Raw genomic sequence first — 23,663 nt, 5'->3', positions numbered from 1 at the left:
GTGATCAGGTGAGCGCAGGCTCCGCCTGGTGTGCGTCGATGCTCTCCATGATCCTGTCGTGAGAAGCGGCAGCCGTCAGGGCGTCGTTCTCGGCCTGGATGCGTACGAGCTCGGATTCCAGGTCCTGGACGCGCTGCTGGAGCCGTCGCATCTCGGCGAGGAGTCGAGGGTCGGAGCCGCCGACGTAACCGAGAAGCGCCTTTGCCATGATGGATGGTCCTCCACACTGAGTGACCGACCTAAGCGGTGTGGGTCGTGAGGGATTCGCACCCGCGGTGCTTGACACTGTTGAGTTCGTGCTGCTGTTCATCCATGCCAAACAGCGAAGGTGCGCGGGGTGCTTTCAGCGTCTCACCAAAAAGTTTGACGGTCAACACGATCACGCCCCGTATTGGCGGGCATCCGGGGGGAACGCGGCCTTCAACTGGCGGCGTTGCGACTCCCGCGGGCCTCTCGGGGCGAGACGATCATCCTTGCGTGCGGAGCCTGCCAGAGCAAGCCTGTTCTTGGCAACCACCAGGCAATTTTCTGCTCGGGGCGGGCCGTCGGAGGCCTCCGCCTCCGGTTGCGCCCGGCTCGCTGCATGGAAACGGCTCAGCGGATGGCGAAGCCGTCGTAGCCCCCGCGAGGTGTGTCCCAGATCTCGGTGACGCCGTCCACGTGACCGGGCGTGTCGTCCCCCTGGAGCCACTCGAGTAGCCCTTCGCACCGCTCCCGGGCCCCCTCTGCAACCACCTGGACCCGTCCGTCGCCCAAATTGAGAGCAAAGCCACTCAGGCCGCCGAGCTCCAGGGCCTTGGCCCGCGTGAACCAGCGGAAACCCACACCTTGGACCCGCCCTCGCACCCAGGCGACCATCCGTACATCCTCGCTCATGGGTGCAACCTAACCGGCCAATGTCCCTCCGGACGCTTCCTCCCCTGGCGCCATGCGGTACCGTCCCCTGCCAAGCAATCTCACACGAAACTCACTCGAAGGTGTGAGTTTTGTGATCATGGTTGACCGGGGGGACGTGTCGACCGCCAGGACGAGGAAGGCCAGGACATGGGACGCCACCGACGCTCCGCCGCCGGCCGCGCCGCCACGGGCCGCGCCACGACAGTCACGGGAACGGACGGCTCGTACGCGGGCGGCTACGACCCTCAGCAGTACTCGTACAGCTACGACCCGCCGGAGTCGTTCACCCACGACGCGCGGGAGCCGTTCGCTCACGACGTGCGGGAGCCGTTGGCTCACGACGTGCAGGAGTCCTTCACGGGAGGCTCCACGGCCGCCATGGGGAGCGCCCCGTATCTGAACACCGAGGAGTACGCCGAGGCCTCCGCGCGCAGCGCCGCGTACCTGTTCGCCACGGAGGACGACTACCGCACGGTCTTCCCCGAGCACGGGCCGGGCGCCGGCAAGGACGCACGGCGGGGCGGCTCGCGCCGGCGCAAGAAGCGCGCCGCGACTCCGGTGAAGACCGGGCTGCTCGGTGTCTCTGCCGCCGTCGCCATCGGCACCGTCGCGATGGCCACGGGCGCGATGCCCGGGCTCGACAACTACAAGCTCGGCGGCGGCTCGGGCGGCGACAAGGTGCAGGCCGCGAGCTCGCCGACCAACTCGGCCAGTGAGCAGGGCGGCACCTCGGACAGTGCCGACAGCCGTGACGAGGGCTCCTCCACGAGCCGCGGCGCCGGCCGCGCGGCCTCGCCCGCGCCGAGCGTGTCCGACTCCACGGCCGCGCCGACCCACACCCCGACGAAGAAGCCGAAGACCACGCCGAGCAAGAAGCCGAAGGCGACCGCGCCCCCGAAGAAGGAGAGGACCTCCGCGCCGGCGGCCTCCGCCGCGGTGACGGTGTCCACGCAGGCCGCCGCCGAGGCGGAGGTGCTGCGCCTGGTCAACGTGGAGCGGGCCAAGGTCGGCTGCAGCCCCGTGGCTGCCAACAGCGCGCTCTCGGACCTCGCCGAGAACTTCAGCGACGCCATGGCCGCGCAGGACTTCTTCGACCACACCGACCCCAGCGGCGCCACCCCGTGGGACCGGGCGGCGAAGGCCGGCATATCCAGCCTGGGCGGGGAGAACATAGCCCGGGGCCAGGCGGACGCGGCGGCCGTGATGGACGCCTGGATGAACAGCCCGGGCCACCGGGCGAACATCCTGAACTGCGACTTCAAGACCCTGGGGGTCGGCGTCCACTTCGGGACCGGCGGTCCCTGGTGGACGCAGGACTTCGGCTACTGAGCCAACCGCAGGTCAGACACCTAAAGAACTCCCCTGGGCCGTCTCGGGGCCGTCATCCGCAGGTTCGTCGTCCTCGAAGACGCGGTCCACGGCGGCCCGGGTCCGGGTCTCACTCGACGGCATCAGATGCGTATAGGTGCGCAGCGTGAATCCGGGGTCATGGTGACCCAGGTACTCGCTCAGCGCCTTTATGCTCTCCCCCGCGTCCAGGAGCACCGAGGCGTAGAAGTGCCTCAGTGCATGCATCCCGTTGTCGCGGCCTGCCTCGACACCCACGGCCCGAAGCGCAGGACCCCAGACGCGATCGTTGAAGCGGTTCCGGTACAGCGCCGAAGCGCGCTACCGAGGGGGAAGGCCGTCGGTCGGAGTGGGAGTTTCGGGAAGGCACGGGCGGGCGGAGAGTGGTGCTGCCGTTCCGGTGAACGCTCAGCCGCCGGTCGAATGCGCGTCCAAGGTGGTTCGGTCGAACCGCCTTCGTGGGACGACGAGGCGAGACTCGAACATCAGCGCCAAGCGTTTCGACCGAAACGCTTGCGGGCGGACCGGATTCACCCTGAAATCGGCCTTAACATGCGCACCCGGGAGAGAACAGGTAGTTCTACTCATACCTACCCGTTCTCTTCTCTACAGGGAGCTTGAAATGCTGACCAATGTCCTCGGTTCTGTTGGCAATTTTCTGGAACTCGTCATCGGCGCCCTCTTCTGAGCAATACGGGGGCCCCCGAAGGGGTGTCCTGACCAGGGCTGTTGCAAGGTCGAGGTGATCTTGCGAGGGCCAGGTCAGGGTGTGCGTGACCAGAAAGACCGTAGCTCCGTTGGGGCGAGTGACCTGTGGGGTCGCTTACCCCTAACGGAGCTTCGGTGTTTCGTGAGACTGCCATGCCCGCGTCAACGCTCCGCGAAAATTGACCCCCTGCCGCTCCCGGAAAATTGACCCCCTGGCGTTTGTTCAGTCGCGGAGTGGGCGGCCTGGGTGGCTTTGACGCCGATGCCGATGGCCAGGTGTCTCCTGCCGATCCCGGGCGGGCCGAGGAGGATCAGGTTCTCCGCCTTCGCGACGAACGTACCGGTGGCCAGGTGGGCTGCACATCACCTGTCGGCATGAGCGCACGGTCCGCGAGGTCGTGATGGGGAAGCCCAGCGGTGACCGTTACTGCCCTGACTGCTCCCGAGTCTTCACCCCGGAGGAGCTAAAGGCGCTGCGAGAACGGCAGAGTCGAGAAAGCCAATCCGGGCTTCGAGTGCGGTACAGCAGCGAAGTGCAGCAGCCGTGGTGACCGCAGGCCACCGCCCCGAACCGATGACGTCCCCGTGACCAGGGCGGGAGACCTCCGTGACCTCCCCGCCCGTAATTCACATCGAGGGGGGTGGCGCTGCCCGCCGGCCGTGCCACTCCCGCGCCAGAACGGACGGGGACTCACGGGAAACCGGGGGCAGCAGCGGTGAGTTCCCTCGGAGTGTGCCCAAGACATGAAGTCCGCAGGGCAGGCCCGTGATCGTCCAGCACCGAACGCTGTTGTCCAGCCAGCGCTTGATTACTTTCGCGCCGTCCGCCGAGCGCGGGAAGCCGCCATACACGGTGTGGTGCCCGGCGATCCTGAGCACGACAGGGTGTTCCAAGAACATCGGCTGGGGCCGTCCCGGGGCCGTCGGAGGGTGCTCAACGACGACCAACGCTGACAACCACCGACGGCTAAGTCGCAGGCCGCAGCGTTGATCGCTTGCGGGGCCGCAGGTCGGAGACCCGGCCCTTCACGTCTTCGGCTACTCGTCCGCCACGGCGGTCAGGCGGCGCGGCCCTGGAGGAACACCCGCGCCGTGTCCGTCACACGGCGGCCGAGGTGCTCGGCGGTCTGGATGTCGGCCTTGTGGACGGCGTCCGGCCCCTCGTCGACGTTGCTCTGGGCTGCCGCGCCCGCGAAGACGCCGAGGCGGTTGAGGTCGTGCTCGCTGCCCTCGCTGTTGTTCCAGCCGGGGTGCAGACCGAGGTTGACCCAGTGCATGCCGTGCTGCCCGGCGAGGATCTGGAAGAACTGCAGGGTGTGCAGCTTGTCGCCGCTCTTGGAGCCGGAGTTGGTGAAGCCGGCGGCCAGCTTGTCCTTCCAGTCCTGGCCGAACCAGCGCTTCGAGGACGCCTCGGCGAAGACGTGGAAGGCGCCGGACGCGGTGCCCATGTAGGTGGGCGAGCCGAAGACGATCGCGTCGGAGCGGTCCAGCGTCGCCCACTGCTCGTCGGTGATCTCGTCCACGTTGATCAGGTGCACCTCGGCGCCCGCCTCGGCGGCACCGGCTCGGACGGCTTCCGCGAGCACGGCGGTGTGGCCGTAGCCGGAGTGGTAGGCGATGGAGACAACAGGGGTGGTCACGATGCGAACTCCTGGATCAGCAGGTCAGTAACGATGACGAAAGGAAAGCACTAACTTCGAGTTAGTGCAACCTGCCGGTTAGCGCTGCTTTCGAGTACGCTTGCGGTATGGACATCACGCAGGAGCGCGCGGAGGCGCGGGACCTCCCCTTCAACGTGTTCGCCAAGGCCTGCCCCTCGCGCGGCACGCTGGAGCACGTCACGGGCCGCTGGGGCGCGCTCACGCTGGGCGCCCTGCACGAGGGCTCGCTGCGCTTCAACGAGTTGCGCCGCCGTGTCGACGGCGTGAGCGAGAAGATGCTGTCCCAGACGCTGCACGCGCTGGAGCGCGACGGCCTGGTGCACCGTGAGGCGCAGCCAACCAACCCGCCGCGTGTGGACTACGAGCTCACCCCCCTCGGCCGGGACGTCGCCGAGCGGCTGCTCGGCCTCATCCACCTGGTGGAGGGGCGCATGGACGACGTCCTGGCCGCCCGGGCCCGTTACGACGAGACGCGCGGCGCCCTCTGACACTTCGGGCAGAAGTAGCTGGACCGGTTCATCCACGGCCGTCGGCGCATCGGCGTACCGCACCTCTTGCACGGCAGGCCCTCACGGCCGTACGCGTCGAGGGACCGGTCGAAGTATCCCGACTGCCCGTTGACGTTGACGTACAGGCTGTCGAAGCTGGTGCCGCCGACGGCCAGGGCCGCGTTCATCACGTCCCTGATGTGGCCCACGAGTTCGGCCGTGCGCGGGCGTGTGAAGCCGGCCGTCGGGCGTTCGTGGTGGACGCGGGAGCGCCAAAGGGCCTCGTCCGCGTAGATGTTGCCGACCCCGCTGATCAACGACTGGTCCAGCAGGGCCCGTTTGATCGTCGTGCGCTTGCGACGCAGCGCCCGGTGGAAGGCGTCCTCGTCGAACAGCGGGTCGAGGGGATCACGGGCGATGTGCGCGATGACGTCGGGCAGGCCCTCGGGGGTGTTGTCGTGCAACGACAGTCCGCCGAAGGTGCGTTGGTCGACGAACCGGAGTTCGGTGTGCAGTTCGTCGGCGAAGCGGACGCGGATGCGCAGGTGCTTCTCGTCGGCGGCCGTGTCCGGCTGGACCAGCAGCTGGCCGCTCATGCCGAGGTGGGCCAGGACCGACTGGTGGGTGTCCTCCAGGGGCAGCCACAGGTACTTGCCGCGGCGGCTGGGGACGCCGACGCGATGACCCTTGAGCCGGTGCGCGAAGTCCTCCGCCCCGGCGATGTGCCGGCGCACGGCGCGCGGGTGCAGGACCTCGGTGTCGGCGACGACGCGGTGGGCGACCCACCGCTCCAGTCCGCGCCGGACGACCTCGACCTCGGGCAACTCGGGCATGCGCTCCCCCGTGACTACCGGTGAACGGTCCGAGCGCCCGCCCCACGGCGGGGACGGGCGCTCGGGACGCGCTGTACGTCGGACAAGACTCTTCTGTCAGGCAGAGACGGAGGTGGGGCCTTCGCCGTCGTGGGCGGCCTTCTCGGCGACCGCCTTCTCAACGGCCGCCTTCTCGGCGCGCTCGTCCGCCGCGGCCCGGATGGACCGCCATGCGGACTCGGCTGCCTGCTGCTCCGCCTCCTTCTTGCTGCGGCCGGTGCCGGTGCCGTACGAGACGCCTCCGACGCGGGCGGCAGCAGTGAAGGTCTTCTCGTGGTCGGGGCCGGTCTCCGTGACCAGGTACTCGGGCACGCCGAGGCTCTCGGTCGCGGTGAGCTCCTGGAGACTGGTCTTCCAGTCCAGGCCGGCTCCGAGGTTGGAGGACTTCTCGATCAACGGGTCGAAGAGCCGGTGGACGAGCTCGCTCGCCGCATCGAGACCCTGGTCGAGATAGACCGCGCCGATCACCGCTTCCAGGGTGTCGGCGAGGATGGACGCCTTGTCCCGGCCGCCCGTGCCCTCTTCACCACGGCCGAGCCGGATGAAGGAGCCCAGTTCCAGGCCACGACCGACCTCCGCCAGCGCACGCGAGTTGACCACCGCGGCCCGCAGCTTGGCCAGTTGGCCCTCGGGCAGGTCGGGGTGGGTGCGGTACAGCGTGTCAGTGACGACCAGGCCGAGCACGGAGTCCCCGAGGAACTCCAGCCGCTCGTTGGTCGGCAGACCGCCGTTCTCGTACGCGTAGGAACGGTGGGTCAGCGCTCGCACCAGAAGGGCGGACTCGAGCTTGTACCCGAGCCGCCCTTCCAGAAGCGTGTGGGACGAGGCCGTGTTGTCCGCTTTCTTCTTGGCGGGTGGGTCCGCCTTGGCGTCATCCGCCTTCTTGGCAGTGGACACGGTGCCTCTCACCAGCCGCTCAGACCTCGAGGACCTGGCGCTTGTTGTAGGTGCCGCAAGACGGGCACGCGATGTGCTGCTGCTTGGGCTCGTGGCAGCGCTCGCACGCAACCAGGGTGGGGACCGCAGCCTTCCACTGCGACCGGCGGTGGCGCGTGTTGCTGCGCGACATCTTCCGCTTCGGAACAGCCACGGCTACTTCTCCTGCTTCTCGTCGACGCCCGGTTCGGCGCCGCTCATCTCGTCCTTCTCGCCGTCCTGCATGGTGCCGGCGAGTCCCTGCAAAGCCGCCCAACGGATGTCGACGGCGTCGTGGTGGTGGTCCGGGTCGTCCGCGAGACGTGCTCCGCACTCGGCGCACAGTCCCGGGCAGTCTTCCTGGCACACCGGCTGCATCGGCAGTGCGAGCACCACCGCATCGCGCAGCAGAGGTTCGAGGTCGAAAAGTCCGTCCTCGAGGAAGAACCTGTCCTCGTCGTCCTCGGCGTCGTCGCCCGGTTCCGCGATCACACGGCCCCGGTCGTCGGCGTCAGGGTACGTGAACAGCTCCTGGAAGTCCGCTTCCACGTCCAGCTGAAGCGGCTCCAGACACCTTACGCACTCCCCCTCGGCCTGTGCACGGGCGGTGCCTGTGACAAGCACCCCTTCCATGACCGACTCGAGCCGGAGTTCGAGCTCCACCGGGGCGCCTTCCGGCACTCCGACGACTCCCTGGATTCCGAGGTCCTTGGGAGCGTCGATCGAACGGGTCAGCCGCTGCAGCGCACCAGGACGCCGACCCAGCTCGTGTGTGTCGAACACGAGAGGGTTCCGATGGTCGAGGCGAGCGTTGGGAGCCATTCCTGCTTTCGATCTTCGAACTCAGAGGGACACTGCCCTTCGGTGTCCCCGGGCAGCGTTGATCGCGGACGTACGCGCGACCGAAGAGCCAGGATACTGGACCTTTCGCTCACGGCCCAATCCGGTGGTCCCTTACTGGCCCCGGCCCTGTTCGTACGCCCTCAGCTGCTCCGGCGTGATCATGCCGGTGTCGAAGAGGCTGGTCTCGTCGAGGGCGTACGACTGCTGCGGCTGCTGGGCCTGCTGGACCTGGTTCTGGTCGTACTGCTGGGTGTCGTAGCCCTGGTAGGCATAGGGGTCGGCCTGCTGGTAGCCGTAGGCGTCCTGCTGACCGTAGCCCTGTTGCTGCTGGTACTGGCCCGCGTACGGGTCCGTCTGCTGCTGGTAGCCGTACGCCGGCTGCGGCTCGGCGTAGTCCTGCTGCCGGGCGGCCTGCTGCTCGGCCGCGGCGTCCTGCTGCGTGAGCGCGGCGAGGTCGGCGAGGTAGTCGGCGTCGCTGGAGTGCTGGAAGGACGTGGTGTCGTCGGCGAGGGCGCCCAGGTCGTCGGTGGCGATACGGCCGTGCAGCTTGGACCGGCCCTTGCCGACCGCCTCCAGCGTCTTGGCCAGCACCGCCTCGAAGGCGCCCAGCTTGGCGTCGACGTAGGCGTCGGCGTCCTTGCGCAGGGTCTCCGGGTCGTGGCTGCGCTCGGGGGCGTCCTCGTCCTCGTAGCCCTGCTCGTCGAGGCCCGGGCCGGTGCCGAGCAGCTTCTCGCGGCCGCGGCCGACGGAGCCGAGGGTCTTGGTGAGGACGACCTCGAAGTTGGCCAGCTTGGAGTCGACGTAGTCGTCGGCCTCGGCGCGGACCTCCTCCGCCTCCTGGCGTGCCTCGGCGAGGATCCGGTCGGCCTCCGCCTGGGAACGGCGGGCGATCTCGGTGTCGGAGATCAGCGAGCCGCGCTCGGCGTGCGCGCCCTGGATGATCCGGTCGGCCTCCTGGCGGGCCTGCTCGACCAGCTGCGCACGGTCGCCGATCAGCTCCTGGGCCTGGGCGAGGGAGTCGGGCAGCGCCGCGCGCACCTCTTCCAGCATCGAGAGCAGTTCGGCGCGGTTGACCACGCACGAGGCCGACATGGGCATCGACCGGGCGCCGGAGACCGCGGCCACGATCTCGTCGAGCTTCTTCTGCACGTCCACCGTGTGCTCGCCACTCTCTACCGATGTGTTGGAGACGGACGGGACGACTGTAGTCCCATCAGTCCTGGCGGAGGCGCTCGTTGAGGGCTTCGAGGACGGTCGGCGGTACGAGGTGGGAGACGTCGCCTCCCCAGGTGGCGACCTCCTTGACGAGCGAGGAGGACAGGAAGCTGTAGGTGGGGTTCGTCGGCACGAAGAGGGTCTCCACGCCGGACAGGCCGTTGTTCATCTGGGCCATCTGCAGCTCGTAGTCGAAGTCGCTGACCGCGCGCAGGCCCTTGACGATGGCCGGGATGTCGCGCTCCTTGCAGTAGTCCACGAGCAGGCCGTGGAAGGCCTCGACGATCACGTTGCCGTACTCGGCGGTGACCTGGCGGATCAGGTCGATCCGCTCGTCGATCTCGAACAAGCCCCTCTTGGACTTGTTGATCATCACCGCGACATAGACCTCGTCGTAGAGGCGGGAGGCGCGGGAGATGATGTCGAGGTGTCCGTTGGTGATGGGGTCGAACGACCCGGGACAGACGGCGCGGCGCACTTGAGATCCCTCGCTCTCCGGTCCGGTCATCGTGCGTCTTCGCACGTAGAGGCGGCGCGACCGTACCAAAACGTTCCCTCGCCGTAGCGACGGGCCTTGACCGCGTCGAAACCCTCGGGCCACCTGAATTCTCCGCCTCTGGTGCTGCGCTCCACGGTGACGATCGCCTCCGGCGCGAGCCAGTGTTCAGTGCGGAGTGTGAGCAGGATCTCGCGAAGATCGTGATCTGTCACACGGTACGGCGGGTCCAGGAAGACGAGGTCGTACGGGGCCGTCGGCGCCGACTGGATGATCTGCTCGGCCTTGCCGGACCTGACCTCGGCGCCGGGAAGCCCGAGGCTCCTGACGTTCTCCCGGATGACGCGGGCGGCCCGCGCGTCGGCCTCGACCAGGAGGGTGTGGCTCGCGCCTCGGGAGAGGGCTTCCAGGCCCACGGCTCCCGAGCCGGCGTAGAGGTCCAGGACGCGTTCGCCGTCGAGGGGGCCGCCGAGGAGGGACTGCCAGGTGGAGAGGAGGCCCTCGCGCGCGCGGTCGGAGGTGGGGCGGGTGCCATTGCCAGGCGGCACGGCCAGGCGGCGTCCGCCGGCCGTGCCGGCGATCACGCGGGTCATCTTCGGTCCTTGATGGTGAGCGGCTTTACGTTCAGTGTGGCTGGTCGCGCGCACGCGGCGACAGCCGCATGTTCCATGCTGCCCCGCGCCCCTGGGGGAAGTCTCCCTCAGCCCTTCTCCAGGTACTGCTCCCTCTCCTCGTCCAAGAGGGCGTCCAGGGCCGTCCGCAGGCCCGGGAGGCCGGTCAGCTCCGGGTCCGCCGCCACGACCGCCGCGGCCTCGTCCCTCGCCTCCGCGATGACCTCCTCGTCCTCGATCACCGCGAGGACCCGCAGGCTGGTGCGGGCGCCCGACTGGGCCTGGCCCAGGACGTCGCCCTCGCGGCGCTGCTCCAGGTCGATGCGGGAGAGTTCGAAGCCGTCCAGGGTCGACGCCACCGCGTTCAGGCGCTGGCGGGCCGCGCTGGCCTCCGGCATCTCGGTGACCAGGAGACACAGGCCGGGGGCCGAGCCGCGGCCCACGCGGCCGCGCAGCTGGTGGAGCTGGGAGACGCCGAAGCGGTCGGCGTCCATGATCACCATGGCCGTGGCGTTGGGGACGTTGACGCCGACCTCGATGACGGTCGTGGCGACCAGGACGTCGGTGTCGCCGGCGGCGAAGCGGCGCATCACCCCGTCCTTGTCGTCGGGGTGCATACGGCCGTGCAGGACCTCCACCCGCAGGCCCTGGAGGGGGCCCTGGGCGAGCTGGCCCGCGACGTCGAGGACGGCGAGCGGCGGGCGCTTCTCCGCCTCGTCCTCCGGGGACTTCTTCTTGCCGGACTTCTTCGGGTCGTCCTCCTCGTCGCCGATGCGGGGGCAGACGACGTAGGCCTGATGGCCCTTCTCCACCTCCTCGCGGACGCGCTCCCAGGCGCGGGCCAGGAAGTGGGGTTTGTCGGCGGCCGGGACGACGTGGGAGGCGATGGGTGAGCGGCCGGCGGGGAGCTGGTCGAGGACGGAGGTCTCCAGGTCGCCGAAGACCGTCATCGCGACCGTGCGGGGGATGGGGGTGGCCGTCATCACCAGCAGGTGCGGGGGCTGCTTGCCCTTGCCGCGCAGGGCGTCGCGCTGCTCGACGCCGAAGCGGTGCTGTTCGTCGACGACGACCAGGCCGAGGTCGTGGAACTGGACCTTGTCCTCGATCAGCGCGTGCGTGCCGATCACGATGCCTGCCTCGCCGGTGGCCAGGTCCAGCATCGCCTGCCGCCGGGCGGCCATGCCCATGGACCCGGTGAGCAGCACGACCTTGGTGGCATGCTCCGCGCCCCCGAGCATGCCGCCCTCGGCCAGCTCGCCCATCATCTCCACGACGGAACGGTGGTGCTGCTGGGCGAGCACCTCGGTGGGAGCGAGCATGGCCGCCTGCCCCCCGGCGTCGACGGTGGCGAGCATGGCCCGCAGGGCCACCATGGTGTTGTGGGTGACCGTGAAGTTGTCCGTGACGTAGGCGTGGCTGCGGTGAGCCACGCTGATGCACTGGACCGGCTTCCGCCCCACGTACTCGACGGCCCTGACTCCACGCCGGAAGGTGTTGTACTTCGGCCGGGGACGGACCCGTGCTGCCTTGCGTGTCAGCCGGAACGGGGCGTACTCGTCAGGCAGAGCCACCGAGACGTTGAAAGCGGCCTTCTTCGGCAGGACCCGCGCCCGGCCACCGAGTGACCGCACGAGCCAGGCGACGTCGTCCGCGAGCCTCTGTGAGGCCGAGCAGAACGAGACGCTCATGCCGTCCGCGTGGATGGTGCCGTCGGTGTCCAGAAGGCCTTGCAGCAGGGCCAGACGGTTCTTGACCGAGGTGTTCCTGAACCGGTCGGGGATGAATTTGCCGTGCGACGTCGCGCCCCACAGGTTCATGTCCCGCAGAGTCTGGATCACGGGGTTGCGCAGGCCCCCGGCACGCTGTGTCAGCTGGATGGTGAAGTCGCACCGCGAACCCTTCACCGGAGCGAGGTGGCAGTCGGGCGCCACGGCTGCGGCGACGGCCTCTCGGATCTCGTCGTCGATCGTGGACAGACGCAGATTGTGGCGGAAGGAACCGTCGCCCAGCAGGAGGCCGAAGAGGTATGGATCGAGCGGCAGCCCCGCGTCGCCCCCGAGATCGACAGGAGCCGCTGCGGGGATGTACCACTTCGAGGATCCGTTGGCCTTGAACGTGTCGAGCCGGATCTCCCGGGTCGTCATGACCTTGGGTGCCTGGCCTCGATGCCACCCACAACTCGTGCCGACGATCCAGAGGTGTTCGTCGTCGCACTCCACGGAACTTCCGTCGGAGAGCACCAGCCGCCAGACATCGCGTTCTCCCTGCGGGAAGACACCGTCGACCAGGGCGATCTCCCCGTCCGGCACGACGACCTCGTCTCCCACCCGCATGTCCCCCATCCGGCGGAATCCGGCGGGCGTGAGCACGAGCGAGTCCAAGGGCTGGGCCTTGCCCGAACCGACCTCTCCCTGCAGCAGCCGGTGCATCGGGTGCTCGGTGGCGAGGTCGTCGAAGATTTCCTTCGACACCTTTCGCTGGCCCTCGGTGAGGGTGAAGGGGAGGCGGTCGTCGAAGGCGGTGAGCAGGCCGTCGGGGCTGGGGCGGCGGGCCACCGCCGGGAGTTGGGCGTCGGCGTGGCGGCGGCGGGCGAGGGCGACCTGAAGGACGAATGCCTCGTCCCACTTCAGGCGGGCGCGGGCGTCCTCGATGTCGGCCTTGGTGTGCGGCCGGTGGATCTTGAGCAGGGCCTCGGGAAGGGTGACCAGGCCGCGGCCCTCGCGCAGGGCGGGCGGGAGGGGGTCCACGGCTTCCTGGGCGCCGGGCAGGACCGTCTGGATCGCCTTGCCGATCTTCCAGGACTCCAGCTTGGCGGTGGCGGGGTAGATGGGGATCAGCGCGCCGGCCCAGCTCTCGACCGCCTCCTCGCTGTCGCCGCGCAGCAGTTCGTAGGCGGGGTGGGCGAGTTGGAGGCGTCGGTTGAAGACGGAGACCTTGCCGGAGAACATCGCGCGGGTGCCCGGCAGGAGTTCCTTGTGGGGCTTGTGCACGCCGTTGCCGAAGAAGACCAGTTGGAGGCGGCCGCTGCCGTCGGTGATCGTGACCTCCAGCCGCTGGCCCTTGCCCCGGGGGGCCTTGGCGGAGGCGAAGGTGTGCAGGCGGGCGTCGGCGACCATGGCGACCACCGTGACGTGCTCGTCCATGGGGAGGTCGGCGAGGTGGGTGAGCTGGCCCCGCTCCTCGTATCTGCGCGGGTAGTGGTGCAGGAGGTCGCCGACGGTGTGCAGGCCGAGGTGCTCGGCCATCACCTTCGCGGTGGCGGGGCCGAGCACCTTTTTCAGTGGTTCTTCCAGTGCGGGCACGAGATCCATTGCACACCACCCCACTGACATTGCCGTAAACGTCTGGGGAAACCCCTGGTCAGCCGGGCTGTTGGGGCTCTAGGATGGCGCGCTCCGGCCATCCCCGCGGTCACCTCCCCACCAGGGACCGCCCGACCCCGCGCCGTCCGAAGTCCCCCACCGGCGCTGCGACGATGGACTCCCAGACCTCGAAGTCATCCCAGCCGTCCCAGTCACCCCAGCCGTCCCACACCTTCCAGGTCGACCTGCGCGGCCTGGTGGACCTGCTCTCGCACCATCTGTACTCCAGTCCCAGGGTCTACCTGCGCGAGTTGCTGCAGAACGCCGTGGACGCCATCACCGCCCGGCGCGCCGAGCAGCCCGGCGCCCCGGCGCGGGTGCGGCTGTACGCGGAGGGCGGGGCGCTGCGGGTCGAGGACACCGGGGTGGGGCTCACCGAGGCGGACGTGCACAGCCTGTTGGCGACCATCGGCCGCAGTTCCAAGCGCGCCGAGGGTCTCGAAGCGGCCCGTTCGGACTTCCTCGGGCAGTTCGGCATCGGTCTGCTGGCCTGTTTCGTGGTGGCCGAGCGGATCCGCGTGGTCAGCCGCAGCGCCCGTACGCCGGACGCGGCGCCCGTGGAGTGGACGGCGAGCGACGACGGTTCGTACACCGTGCGGACGCTGGGTCCCGAGGCGCGGCCGGAGCCGGGCACCACCGTGCACCTGGTGGCGCGGGCCGGTGCCGGGGAGTGGCTGGCGCCGGAGCGGGTGCTGGCGCTGGCGCGGGACTTCGGGTCGCTGCTGCCGTACGACGTGCGGGTCGGCGAGGAGGCGGTCACCGACCTGCCGGCGCCCTGGGACCGCTCGTACGTCTCCCCCGCGGGCCGGCGGGTGGCGCTCGCCCGGCACTGCCACGAGCTGTTCGGCTTCACCCCCTTGGACTCGATCGAGCTGGACGTGCCGCTCGCCGGCATCCGCGGGGTGGCGTACGTGCTGCCCTCGGCGGTCAGCCCCGCCCAGCGGGCGACGCACCGCGTGCATCTCAAGGGCATGCTGCTGACGGAGCGGGCCGAACAGCTGCTGCCGGACTGGGCGTTCTTCGTGCGGTGCGTGCTGGACACGGACAGCCTGCGGCCGACGGCCTCACGCGAGTCGCTGTACGAGGACGAGACGCTGGCCGCCGTGCGGGAGGCGCTCGGGGAGCGGATACGTTCGTGGCTGACCGGCCTCGCGGCCGGTGATCCGGAGCGGCTGGCGGCCTTCCTGTCGGTGCACCACCTGGGCGTGAAGTCGCTGGCGCGGCACGACAAGGACATGCTGCGGACGATGCTGCCGTGGCTGCCGTTCGAGACGAGCGACGGGCGGCTGTCGCTGGAGGAGTTCGCGCAGCGGCACGCGGTGGTGCACTTCACGCGGACGGTCGAGGAGTACCGGCAGGTGGCGCCGATCGCGTCCGCGCAGGGCGTCGGGGTGATCAACGGCGGTTACACGTACGACAGCGAGCTGGTCGAGGCGCTGCCCTCGGTGCGGCCGGGGACGGTGGTCGCGGAGCTGGACGCGGACACCGTGACGGCTCATCTGGACGCGGTGGACCCGGTGGAGGAGCTGGCGCTGTCGGGGTTCCTGGCGGCGGCACGGGCGAAGCTGGATTCGGTGCAATGTGACATTGTACTGCGCGCCTTCCATCCCATCTCCGTCCCCGCCCTCCACCTCGACGACCGTTCCGCCCGCCATGAACAGGCCCGCGCCGAGGCGGAGGAGCAGGCCGACGACCTGTGGGCGGGCATCCTCGGCTCGCTGCGCGGCAGCGCCCCGCGCGCGCGTCTGGTGCTCAACCACCTCAACCCGCTGGTCCGCAGGATCGGTTCGCTGGGCGACGCCGAGTTGATCGGCACCGCCGTCGAGTCCCTGTACGGGCAGGCGCTGCTGATGGCGCAGCGGCCGCTGAGGCCGGCGGACACCGCCCTGCTGAACCGGGCGTTCATCGGCCTTCTGGAATGGGCCACCCTCGGGGAGTCCGCGCACGGACAGTCCAGGCCCGGAGAGTCCGCACACGGGGAGGACGGCCGCTGATGGCTGAGATCACGGATTTCGACTCCCTGCGCCGGGAGATGGCGGCCAACTCCGAACGGCCGGAGGGTCCCGCCCGAAACGCGCGCGCGGAGCAGCTGCTCGCCGAGGCCGAGGGGCTGGGCATCCCGCTCGCCGTGATCGAGGCGCTCGGGCACCAGCTGAAGGTCTACAACTACAGCTCCGAGAAGGACAAGATGTTCGTCCCCTTCGCGCGCCTGCTGCGCATGTGGGACGAACGGCCGGAGGACTTCGACGAGTACGAGACGCACTCGCTGCACTGGGTGTTCAAGTGGATGTCGTCCGGCATGCTCGACCAGCCGCACGTTCCGCTCGCCTCGATCGAGAAGTGGCTCGGCGAGATGGAGCACCGCTACCGGCTGGCGGGGCACTCGGAGCGGGCCGTGCGCGGCGCCGAGTTCAGTGTCGCCGCGCACGTCGGTGACATTCCGCGCGCGGAGCGGGCGTATGCCGCCTGGCTGGCGGCGGACCGGGACAGCATGGCGGACTGCCACGCGTGCGAGCTGCACGGGCAGGGCTGGTGGCAGGCGGAGCGGGGGCGGGACGCGGAGGCGCTGCTGCTGTGGCGGCCGGTCCTGGAGGGCGAGTTCACCTGTGCGCACGAGCCGCACACGGTGCTCGCGTCGTCGCTGGTGCCCTTGCTGCGGCTGGGCCGCATGGACGAGGCGCGCGCCAACCACCTGCGGGGCTTCCGGCTCGTGCGGCCGATGGAGAGCATGCGGGCCGCGTACGCGGACCACGTGGAGTTCTGCGCGCTGACCGGCAACGAGGCGCGCGGCCTGGAGCTGCTCGCGGAGCGGCCGGCGTACTTCACCGACACCGGGCATCCGCGCAGCCGGCTGGACTTCCTGGCCGTGGTGGCGCTGCTCATGGACCGGCTGACCGAGCTGGGGCTCGGCGACAGGGAGGTCCCCGGGCCCGCCGGCCGGGCGTGGCGCGCGGGCGAACTGGCCACGCACGCGCGTGCGGAGGCCCTCGCGCTGGCGGCCCGCTTCGACGAGCGCAACGGCACGGCGTACGTGAGCGAGCGGGCACGCGCGCGTATGGGGCAGCGCCCGCTGGCGGACCGGCTGCCGCTCGGCGTGCGCGCGGTGCGCCCGGTCTCCGTGCCCGTGCCGCAGGCCCCGGTGCCGGTGGCGGCGCCGGAAGACGTGCCGGACCTGTCCGCGCTGCTGGCCGAGGCGCGGCGCCTGTCGGACACCCTGCAGCCGAACGCCGTCGAGGCGTGGGCGGCGGTCGCCCGGGCCGCCGAGGGCGTCGAGCTGGACGCGCGTGAGCGCGCGGAGATCGTCGACCACGAGGCGATGGACCGGGGCCCCGAGGGCGCCGAACTCTTCGAGCGGGCCGCCGAGCTCTACGCGCTGGCGGGCGACCCCGGTGAGGCGTTGGCGGCACGCACGCGTGCGGCGTACGTACGCGCCCTGACCGGTCGGGTGGACGAGGCTCTTGCGGCGGTCGCCGAGCCGTACGACGAGATCCTCGCGCTGTACGCCGACGGCGCCACCGGCGTGCACCAGACGGCGTCGGTCCTGATGGGGCGGGCACGGATTCTGATGCGCCGGGTGGTGGCGGCGGACGAGGTCCCGCAGGGCGACGGGGAGACGGTTCTGGGCGATGCCGAGGCCGCTGTCCGTGAGGTGCTCGCGTTCGTCGGTGGGTACGACGGCGACGACGTGCGGATCGTGTCCCGGGACGCGGAGGCGCGGGCCATGCTCGCGGAGCTGGCGGTGCGGCGCGGGGATCTCGAGGAAGCCGTCGCGTTGTTCGGGCGGGCCTCGGCCGGGTTCGTGGGCGCGGGGCTGCCGTGGTTCGCGGTGGAGTACGAGGCGCGGCTGGCCGGGCTGGCGCACCACCTGGGTGACATCGCCGAGGCGGAGCGGGCGCTGCGGGCGGCTCTCGCGCACGGCGGGCCGTATCTGGAGGCGGTCGGACGGGCCCAGTTGCATCTTCAGCTGGCCGAGGTGCTGGGCGGCCGGGGACAGGCCGTGGAGGCCGCCGAGCACGCCCTGGAGGCCGCGCACTGGGCCGACGAGGCCGGTGAGGGCCCGACGCTGGGCGCGTGGGCGCGGCATCAGCTGGGCGGGTTGCTGCTGCGGCAGGGCAGGTGGGCCGAGGCCGCGGAGGTGCTGGAGTCGGCGCTGCCCGACCTGAGCGTGGAGACGCACGGCGACGGGGCGGTCGTACAGGCTCAGTGGTGGCTGGGCGACTGTCTGAGCGAGCTGGGCGAGCACCGGGAGGCGGCCGACCGGCGGTTGCGGGCCGCGGAGATCGCCCGGCACTGGCCCGAGCAGCACGACCACGCCACGCTCGCCCACCTCGCCGCCGAGTCACTGGGAGCGGCGGGGCTGCCGGCGGAGGCGGAACGGGCGTACGCGCGCGCGGGCGAACTGTGGCGCGAGGTCGGCAATGTGCACGGGCTGGTGCGGTCTCTGCGTGCCCGGGCGTGGCTTGCGCTGCGGGCGGACGGCGGGACGGACGCGGCGCGGGAGCTCATGGCGGGCGCGGTCCACGAGTGCGAGGCGGCGGCCGGCGCCACGGCCGACGAGGAGGCGCGGGAGCGGCTGGTCGCCGAACTCGGCCACACCCGCCGCCAGTTCGGCGACCTGCTGGCCCGCTCGGCCGCGGAGGACGCCGACGACGACGCGATCCGGGCCACCCTGGAGGAGGCGCTGTCCCAGGTCGTCGAGGCGGCCGCCGTGTTCGCCTCCCTCGGGGACGGCGCGCTGGACAGCCGTACCGGCGCCGAACTCGCCGCGGGCTGGCTGGAGAGCGACCTCGGCCGCTCCGCGCGGGCGGCGGCACGCGCGCGTGGGGTGCTCGCCGCCTACGACGGCGCGGACGGCGCCGACGAGACGGCGCAGGCGCGGCGGGTGGAGGCGGAGCAGATGCTGCAGGTGGCGGAGGAGCAGGGGGCTCGGTAGGGAGCGGCCGTCACTCCACGCCGATCAGCAGCAGGGCCCCCTGCCCGCCCCGGTACACGACGGTGTCCACGGCGAGGTGCGTCTCGCGCACGCGTGCCTCCAGGTGGTCGGCGATGGACTCGGGCGCGTCGTCGCCGAGGACCAGGGTGACCAGCTCGCCGCCGGCCTGGAGCATGCGGTCCAGGACGGTCTCGGCGGCCGCGGTGACGTCCGCGCCGATCACGGCCACGTCCCCCTCGATGAGGCCGAGCACGTCACCGGCCTGGCAGATGCCGGCCATCGTCCAGGACTGGCGCTCGGCGACGCAGACCTCGGCATAGCGGGTGGCGCCGGCCGCCGAGGTCATCGACACGACGTCCTCGTCGAAGCGGCGCTCCGGCTCGTGCACGGCGAGCGCGGCGATGCCCTGGACCGCGGAGCGGGTCGGGATCAGGGCCACCCGGATGCCCTCGGTGCGGGCCTGCTCGGCGGCCGCGGCCGCGGTGTGCCGCAGCTCCGCGTCGTTGGGCAGCAGCACGACCTCGCGCGCGTGGGCCCGTCGTACGGCCTCCACGAGCTCCCCGCTCGCGGGCGGCTCCCCGGGGCGGGCCAGGACCGTGGTGGCTCCGGCCTCGCCGTACAGCCCGGCCAGGCCCTCCCCGGGCACGACGGCCACCACCGCGCGCTGGACCCTGGGCCGCGGCGGCCGCTCGCCGCGGGCCGTGTGGACGTCCCCGACGCCGAAGTGGGTGATCCGGATGCGGTACGGCCGCCCGGCCTCGACGCCCGCCTCCACGGCGGCGCCCGCGTCGTCCACGTGCACGTGCACGTTCCACAGCCCGTCGCCGCCGACGACGACCAGGGAGTCCCCGAGCGCGTCCAGCCGCTCCCGCAGCCGCGCGACGGCCGTGTCCTCGGCCTCCAGGAGATAGATCACCTCGAAGGCGGGGCCGTCCTCCTCCACGACGGAGGTGGCTACCGCGCACGCACCGACGTCGTCGGCGCCGCCCTCCATGCGCCCGGGCTCGCACACCGTGTCCGTGAGTCCCGCGGCACCCGCGGCCGGCCTGGGCGTCTCCCCCGTGAACGTCTCCACCAGCGCCCCGAGCACCGCCACCAGCCCCCGGCCGCCGGCGTCCACCACTCCGGCGCGCCTGAGCACGGCCAGCTGCCCCGGGGTCGCGGCGAGGGCGGCGCGCGCGCCTTCGTATGCGGCCCGCGCCACCGTCCCGCAGTCGCCCTCGACGGCGTGGGCCGCGTCCGCGGCGGCCGCGGCGACGGACAGGACCGTGCCCTCGACGGGATGCGCTACGGCCTGGCGGGCGGCGTCGGCGGCGTGCCGCAGGGCGAGCCGCAGGCCGTCGCCGTCGGTGTGAGGCCTCTCACCGTCGGCGGCGAGGATCTGGGTCATGCCGCGCAGCAACTGGGCGAGGATCGTCCCGGAGTTGCCCTGGGCGCCTATCAGGGCCCCGTGCGCCATCGCGCGCACGGCGTCGGCCAGCGCCGGCTTCCCCGGGGCCCGGGAGTCCACCTCGTGGGCGGCGAAGACGGCCTCGACCGCTGCGACGGCGGACTCCACGGTCAGGTACAGGTTGGTGCCGGTGTCCCCGTCGGCCACGGGGTACACGTTGATCGCGTCGATCTCCTCGCGCGCGCTGCCGAGCGCCTCCAGCGCGAGGCCGCACCAGGTGCGCACCGCGAGAGCATCGAGGAATGTCTGCGGCACCTGCGCCACCTGCGCCTCCTGTAGCTGCTGGACTGGACGCAGCGTAGACCGCGGACCGGTGTCCGCCGGAAGAGGGCCGGGGGCGGGCCCCTGAGCAGCCATGGTAGTTTCGTTGTACTGGCGCAGTCGTTGTATGCTGCTCCGGTTGCCCGATGCAGATCGGGCTTTCCCACCCTGGCAACGCCACCCAGATCACTGATCCTGCGATCTCGATCCCGGCATGCCGGGGCCCAACCGTAAGTGCATCTGAAGTCTTTGGAGTGACCCGTGGCTGCCAACTGCGACGTCTGCGGCAAGGGGCCGGGCTTCGGCAACAACATCTCGCACTCGCACCGCCGTACGTCCCGTCGCTGGAACCCGAACATCCAGCGCGTCCGTACTGTGGTCGGCGGGACGCCGAAGCGCGTGAACGCTTGCACCTCGTGCATCAAGGCCGGCAAGGTCTCGCGCTGACGCCCACAGCTGAGCGCGCGGCCACTGCTGGTTCGCTGCACTGAGCCGGTCCACCGAGAGGTGGGCCGGCTTTTTGCCGTGCCCGGCGATGGAGCCTTGCCCGGCGATGGAGCCTTGCCCGGCGATGGACCTGACAAGCTGGGCGCATGCGTTTCGGGATCCTGGGCCCGCTGGAGGTTCGCACCGACGACGGCACCCCCGTCGACCCCGGCGGCCCCCGTCCCCGCGCCCTGCTCACGCTCCTGCTCCTCGACGCGGGCCGTACGGTCTCCGCCGAGCGCCTGGTCGACGGCCTGTACGGGGCCCGGCCGCCCGCCGGGGCGGCGAACGCGCTCCAGTCGCAGATCTCCCGCCTGCGCCGCCGGCTCGCCCCGCACACCGAGATCGAGGCGACCCCCGCCGGGTACCGCATCGTCACGGCTCCGGACACGGTCGACGCCCACCTGTTCGAACAACTGGCCGCGCAGGGGCGTGCCGCCGCCGCGGATCCCCGGCAGGCCGCGGCGCGACTCGCGGACGCCCTGGCCCTGTGGCGGGGGCCCGCGCTGCCCGACCTCCCGGACGCGCGGGCCGAGGCCGCGCGGCTGGAGGAGCTGAGGCTCTCCGTATCGCAGGACCGGATCGAGGCCGAGCTGGCGCTCGGGGGCGGCCCCGGGCTCGTACCGGAGCTGCGGACGCTGCTCGCCGCCCATCCGCTGAGCGAGCGGCTGTACGGGCAGCTCATGCGGGCCCTGCGGGCCGACGGACGGCCCGCCGAGGCACTGGCGGTGTACGAGCAGGCCCGGCGGACACTCGCCGACGAGCTGGGCGCCGACCCCTCGCCCGAGCTGGCTGCGCTGCACCTGGAGCTGCTCCGGGGCGCGGAGCCGGAGCGCCCGCGCCTCCCGGCCCAGCTCACCCGGTTCGTCGGCCGCGAGCCCGAACTCGCCCGCATCGCCGCCCTCCTCCCCGACTCCCGCCTGCTCACCCTCACCGGCCCGGGCGGAGCGGGAAAAACCCGGCTGGCGATCGAGGCGGCCGCCGCACTGGCGTCAGACCCCGCCGCCTGCTTCGTCGAGCTCGCCCCCGTCACCGAGGGCGGGCGGATCGTCTACGCCGTGCTGGCCGCCCTCGGCATGCGGGACGGGTTCCGGTCGCCCGCCACCGACGTCACCGACCGTCTGCTGACCGCCCTGGAGGACCGTGAGCTGCTGCTCGTCCTCGACAACTGCGAGCACCTCGTCGAGGACGCCGCCCGGCTGGCCTCGCTGTTGCTGTCCACCTGCCCCGGCGTACGGATCCTCGCCACCAGCCGTGAGTCCCTGGGGATCACCGGTGAGGTGCTGGTCCCCGTGCCGCCGCTGCCTGCGGAGCCGGCCGTCCGGCTCTTCCTCGACCGGGCCCGGGCGGTGCGCCCGGACTTCGACGGGCACGCGCGCGTGGCCGATGTCTGCGCCGCCCTCGACGGGCTGCCCCTCGCCATCGAGCTCGCGGCGGCCCGGCTGCGCACCCTGACCCCGGACGAGCTGGCCGACCGCCTCGACGACCGGTTCCGGCTGCTCTCGCGCGGCGACCGCTCCAAGGCGCCCCGGCACCGCACCCTGCGCGCGGTCGTCGAATGGAGCTGGGGCCTGCTGTACGAGGAGGAGCGGGAGCTGGCGCGGCGGCTGACGGTGTTCGCCGGGGGCGCGAGCCTGGAGGCCGTCGAGGCGGTGTGCGGGCTGCCGTATCCGGAGGACGTGCTGGCCTCGCTGGTCGAGAAGTCTTTGGTGGAGGTGTCCGAGGGGCGCTACCGGATGCTGGAGACGATCCGGGCGTTCGCGGCGGAGGAGGCGCCGGACCTCGGGGACGCCCACGCCGCCTACTTCCTGCGGCTGGCCCAGCGGGCGGAACCGCACCTGCGCGGCGCCGAGCAGCTGCCCTGGCTGGCCCGGCTGGCCGCCGAGCGCGCCGATCTCGACACGGCACTGAGCCACCTCGTACGCCACGACCCCGCCGGTGCCCTGCGCCTGATGGGGCCCCTGTCCTGGTTCTGGCGGCTGCGCGGGGTGCACGGCGAACGGGTCGCGACGGCACGGGAGTTGCTGGCAGCCGTCGGGGAGGAGCCGCCGCCCGGGCTGGAGGAGGAGTACGTGCTGTGCGAGATCAACGCGCTCTCCGGGGCGGGTGAGGAACCGGAGCTCATCGCGCGCGTGGACGAGGTCCTCGGGACGTACAGGGGGCCGTTGCGGCTGCCGTACGTCCTCGTGCTGTGGGCGGTCGCGGCCGGTCCGCGGCCCGCCACCGACGACCGGGCCCTCGCCCTGGCCGGCGGCTCCTCCTGGGCGCATGCCCTGCTCGACGTGGGCTTGGGCTTCCGGGCGCAGTTCGCGGGGCGGCCGCGTCAGGCCGAGGAGTTCTTCACCCGGGCGCTGCGGGGCTACCGCACCACCGGGGACCGCTGGGGTCTGGCCAACTGCCTCGACCCGCTCGGCATGTTCGCCCACGCGCGCGGTGAGACCGAGCGCGCCCTGCGGCTGCTCGACGAGGGACTGGCGTACGTGCGGGAGCTGGCCGCGCCGGAGGAGACCGCCGACCTGCTGCGCAGCCGGGCCACCGTGCTGCTGCACAGGGGCGACACGGCCTGTGCCGTGGGCCACTTCGAGGAGGCGCTGGCGCTCGCGCGCGGCGCCGGGCTGCCCGACAAGGTGGCGGCCGCCCGGCGCGGCCTCGGCGACGCGGCCCGGCTGTCCGGGGACACGGCACGCGCGCGCGTGCACTACGAGAGCGCCCTGCGGGAGTGCGCCGCCAACTGGTTCAGCGTCGGCGAGACCGTCCGTGCCCTCATCGGGCTCGGCCGCACGGCCGCCGCCGAGGGGCACACCGAGGAGGCCGCCGACTGGTTCGGGCAGGCCGCCGGACTCGCCGGCGAGGGGCCGGGCGACCTGGAACTCGCCGACGCCGCCGAGGCCCTGGCGTCCGTCGCCGCCCCGGAGCGGGCCGCCGAACTGCTCGGCGCCGCGGCGGCCCTGCGGGGCGCGGGCAACACCGTCGACCCCGACGTCGTACGCACCGAACAGCAGGCGCGCGCGGAACTGTCCGCGACGGCGTACGACAAGGCCTTCGAGCAGGGGTGCGCCCTGCGGGCGGCGGCGGTCAGCGAACGGTAGGAGAGCGGTCAGCGCCCGAGCCGAGGCTC

General features: G+C 71.6%; 18 protein-coding genes and 2 pseudogenes. 6 read left to right on the top strand and 14 right to left on the bottom strand.

Annotated elements, in window-relative coordinates:
* Positions 1 to 4: 4 nt before the first annotated feature.
* Complete coding sequence (locus tag FBY22_RS05280) at positions 5 to 208, bottom strand: hypothetical protein (protein WP_058922942.1); 204 nt, start codon at positions 206 to 208, stop codon at positions 5 to 7.
* 386 nt (positions 209 to 594) lie between these two features.
* Positions 595 to 876: an acylphosphatase gene (locus tag FBY22_RS05275; protein ID WP_142142717.1), complete on the bottom strand. Its 282-nt coding sequence runs from the start codon at positions 874 to 876 to the stop codon at positions 595 to 597.
* Positions 877 to 1,044: 168 nt separating this feature from the next.
* Here FBY22_RS05275 and FBY22_RS05270 point away from each other — a divergent pair, with 168 nt between their 5' ends.
* Positions 1,045 to 2,226: a CAP domain-containing protein gene (locus FBY22_RS05270; RefSeq protein ID WP_142142716.1), complete on the top strand. Its 1,182-nt coding sequence runs from the start codon at positions 1,045 to 1,047 to the stop codon at positions 2,224 to 2,226.
* Between the two features lie 12 nt (positions 2,227 to 2,238).
* Here the strand turns inward: FBY22_RS05270 and FBY22_RS05265 are convergent.
* The 3 genes and pseudogenes from FBY22_RS05265 to FBY22_RS05255 all read right to left on the bottom strand — a co-directional run.
* Positions 2,239 to 2,556: pseudogene (locus FBY22_RS05265) on the bottom strand (tyrosine-type recombinase/integrase); the annotation flags it as partial.
* Between the two features lie 630 nt (positions 2,557 to 3,186).
* Positions 3,187 to 3,303 (bottom strand): annotated as a pseudogene (locus FBY22_RS05260) (ATP-binding protein); the annotation flags it as partial.
* A 707-nt stretch (positions 3,304 to 4,010) separates the two neighbouring features.
* The gene (locus FBY22_RS05255) at positions 4,011 to 4,592 is read right to left on the bottom strand and encodes a flavodoxin family protein (RefSeq protein ID WP_142142714.1); all 582 of its coding nucleotides are present in this window, start codon (positions 4,590 to 4,592) and stop codon (positions 4,011 to 4,013) included.
* Between the two features lie 107 nt (positions 4,593 to 4,699).
* On the opposite strand from FBY22_RS05255, the gene FBY22_RS05250 reads away from it, so the two are divergent.
* On the top strand, positions 4,700 to 5,101 hold the full coding sequence (locus FBY22_RS05250) for a helix-turn-helix domain-containing protein (protein ID WP_142142713.1): 402 nt from the start codon (positions 4,700 to 4,702) through the stop codon (positions 5,099 to 5,101).
* Here FBY22_RS05250 and mutM read toward each other — a convergent pair.
* The 8 genes from mutM to FBY22_RS05210 all read right to left on the bottom strand — a co-directional run bounded on the left by mutM (position 5,074) and on the right by FBY22_RS05210 (position 13,364).
* A complete protein-coding gene (gene mutM / locus FBY22_RS05245; RefSeq protein WP_142142712.1) occupies positions 5,074 to 5,934 on the bottom strand; it encodes a bifunctional DNA-formamidopyrimidine glycosylase/DNA-(apurinic or apyrimidinic site) lyase in 861 nt (286 codons plus the stop codon). The genes FBY22_RS05250 and mutM overlap by 28 nt on opposite strands.
* 96 nt (positions 5,935 to 6,030) lie before the next feature.
* Positions 6,031 to 6,882 (bottom strand): ribonuclease III, encoded by an 852-nt coding sequence (gene rnc / locus FBY22_RS05240; RefSeq protein WP_174267093.1) that lies wholly within the window; start codon positions 6,880 to 6,882, stop codon positions 6,031 to 6,033.
* Between the two features lie 7 nt (positions 6,883 to 6,889).
* A complete protein-coding gene (rpmF, locus tag FBY22_RS05235; protein WP_003951102.1) occupies positions 6,890 to 7,063 on the bottom strand; it encodes a 50S ribosomal protein L32 in 174 nt (57 codons plus the stop codon).
* Positions 7,064 to 7,065: 2 nt separating this feature from the next.
* Positions 7,066 to 7,710 (bottom strand): DUF177 domain-containing protein, encoded by a 645-nt coding sequence (locus tag FBY22_RS05230; RefSeq protein WP_142142710.1) that lies wholly within the window; start codon positions 7,708 to 7,710, stop codon positions 7,066 to 7,068.
* A gap of 132 nt (positions 7,711 to 7,842) precedes the next feature.
* A complete protein-coding gene (locus tag FBY22_RS05225; RefSeq protein ID WP_142142709.1) occupies positions 7,843 to 8,886 on the bottom strand; it encodes an ATP synthase F0 subunit B in 1,044 nt (347 codons plus the stop codon).
* A gap of 58 nt (positions 8,887 to 8,944) precedes the next feature.
* The gene (gene coaD / locus FBY22_RS05220; protein WP_222127789.1) at positions 8,945 to 9,424 is read right to left on the bottom strand and encodes a pantetheine-phosphate adenylyltransferase; all 480 of its coding nucleotides are present in this window, start codon (positions 9,422 to 9,424) and stop codon (positions 8,945 to 8,947) included.
* Positions 9,425 to 9,450: 26 nt separating this feature from the next.
* The gene (gene rsmD / locus FBY22_RS05215) at positions 9,451 to 10,089 is read right to left on the bottom strand and encodes a 16S rRNA (guanine(966)-N(2))-methyltransferase RsmD (RefSeq protein ID WP_260844712.1); all 639 of its coding nucleotides are present in this window, start codon (positions 10,087 to 10,089) and stop codon (positions 9,451 to 9,453) included.
* 53 nt (positions 10,090 to 10,142) lie between these two features.
* Positions 10,143 to 13,364 (bottom strand): helicase-related protein, encoded by a 3,222-nt coding sequence (locus FBY22_RS05210; protein ID WP_142142706.1) that lies wholly within the window; start codon positions 13,362 to 13,364, stop codon positions 10,143 to 10,145.
* Between the two features lie 164 nt (positions 13,365 to 13,528).
* Between FBY22_RS05210 and FBY22_RS05205 the strand changes: the two genes are divergently transcribed.
* The gene (locus FBY22_RS05205; protein ID WP_142142705.1) at positions 13,529 to 15,409 is read left to right on the top strand and encodes an HSP90 family protein; all 1,881 of its coding nucleotides are present in this window, start codon (positions 13,529 to 13,531) and stop codon (positions 15,407 to 15,409) included.
* Positions 15,409 to 18,348, top strand: a complete 2,940-nt coding sequence (locus FBY22_RS05200; RefSeq protein WP_142142704.1) for a tetratricopeptide repeat protein — start codon at positions 15,409 to 15,411, stop codon at positions 18,346 to 18,348. The genes FBY22_RS05205 and FBY22_RS05200 overlap by 1 nt, the downstream gene beginning before the upstream one ends.
* Positions 18,349 to 18,358: 10 nt before the next feature.
* On the opposite strand, the gene FBY22_RS05195 is transcribed toward FBY22_RS05200, so the two are convergent.
* Positions 18,359 to 20,062, bottom strand: coding sequence for a DAK2 domain-containing protein (locus FBY22_RS05195; protein WP_142142703.1), 1,704 nt, complete (start codon positions 20,060 to 20,062; stop codon positions 18,359 to 18,361).
* 258 nt (positions 20,063 to 20,320) lie between these two features.
* Here FBY22_RS05195 and rpmB point away from each other — a divergent pair, with 258 nt between their 5' ends.
* Together rpmB and FBY22_RS05185 are read left to right on the top strand one after the other, a co-directional pair.
* A complete protein-coding gene (rpmB, locus tag FBY22_RS05190; RefSeq protein ID WP_003993230.1) occupies positions 20,321 to 20,506 on the top strand; it encodes a 50S ribosomal protein L28 in 186 nt (61 codons plus the stop codon).
* 146 nt (positions 20,507 to 20,652) lie between these two features.
* Complete coding sequence (locus FBY22_RS05185; protein WP_142142702.1) at positions 20,653 to 23,634, top strand: BTAD domain-containing putative transcriptional regulator; 2,982 nt, start codon at positions 20,653 to 20,655, stop codon at positions 23,632 to 23,634.
* Positions 23,635 to 23,663: the final 29 nt, after the last annotated feature.

The organism is Streptomyces sp. SLBN-31, assembly GCF_006715395.1.
Classification (GTDB): domain Bacteria; phylum Actinomycetota; class Actinomycetes; order Streptomycetales; family Streptomycetaceae; genus Streptomyces.
This window is presented reverse-complemented; position numbering and strand designations above follow the sequence as displayed.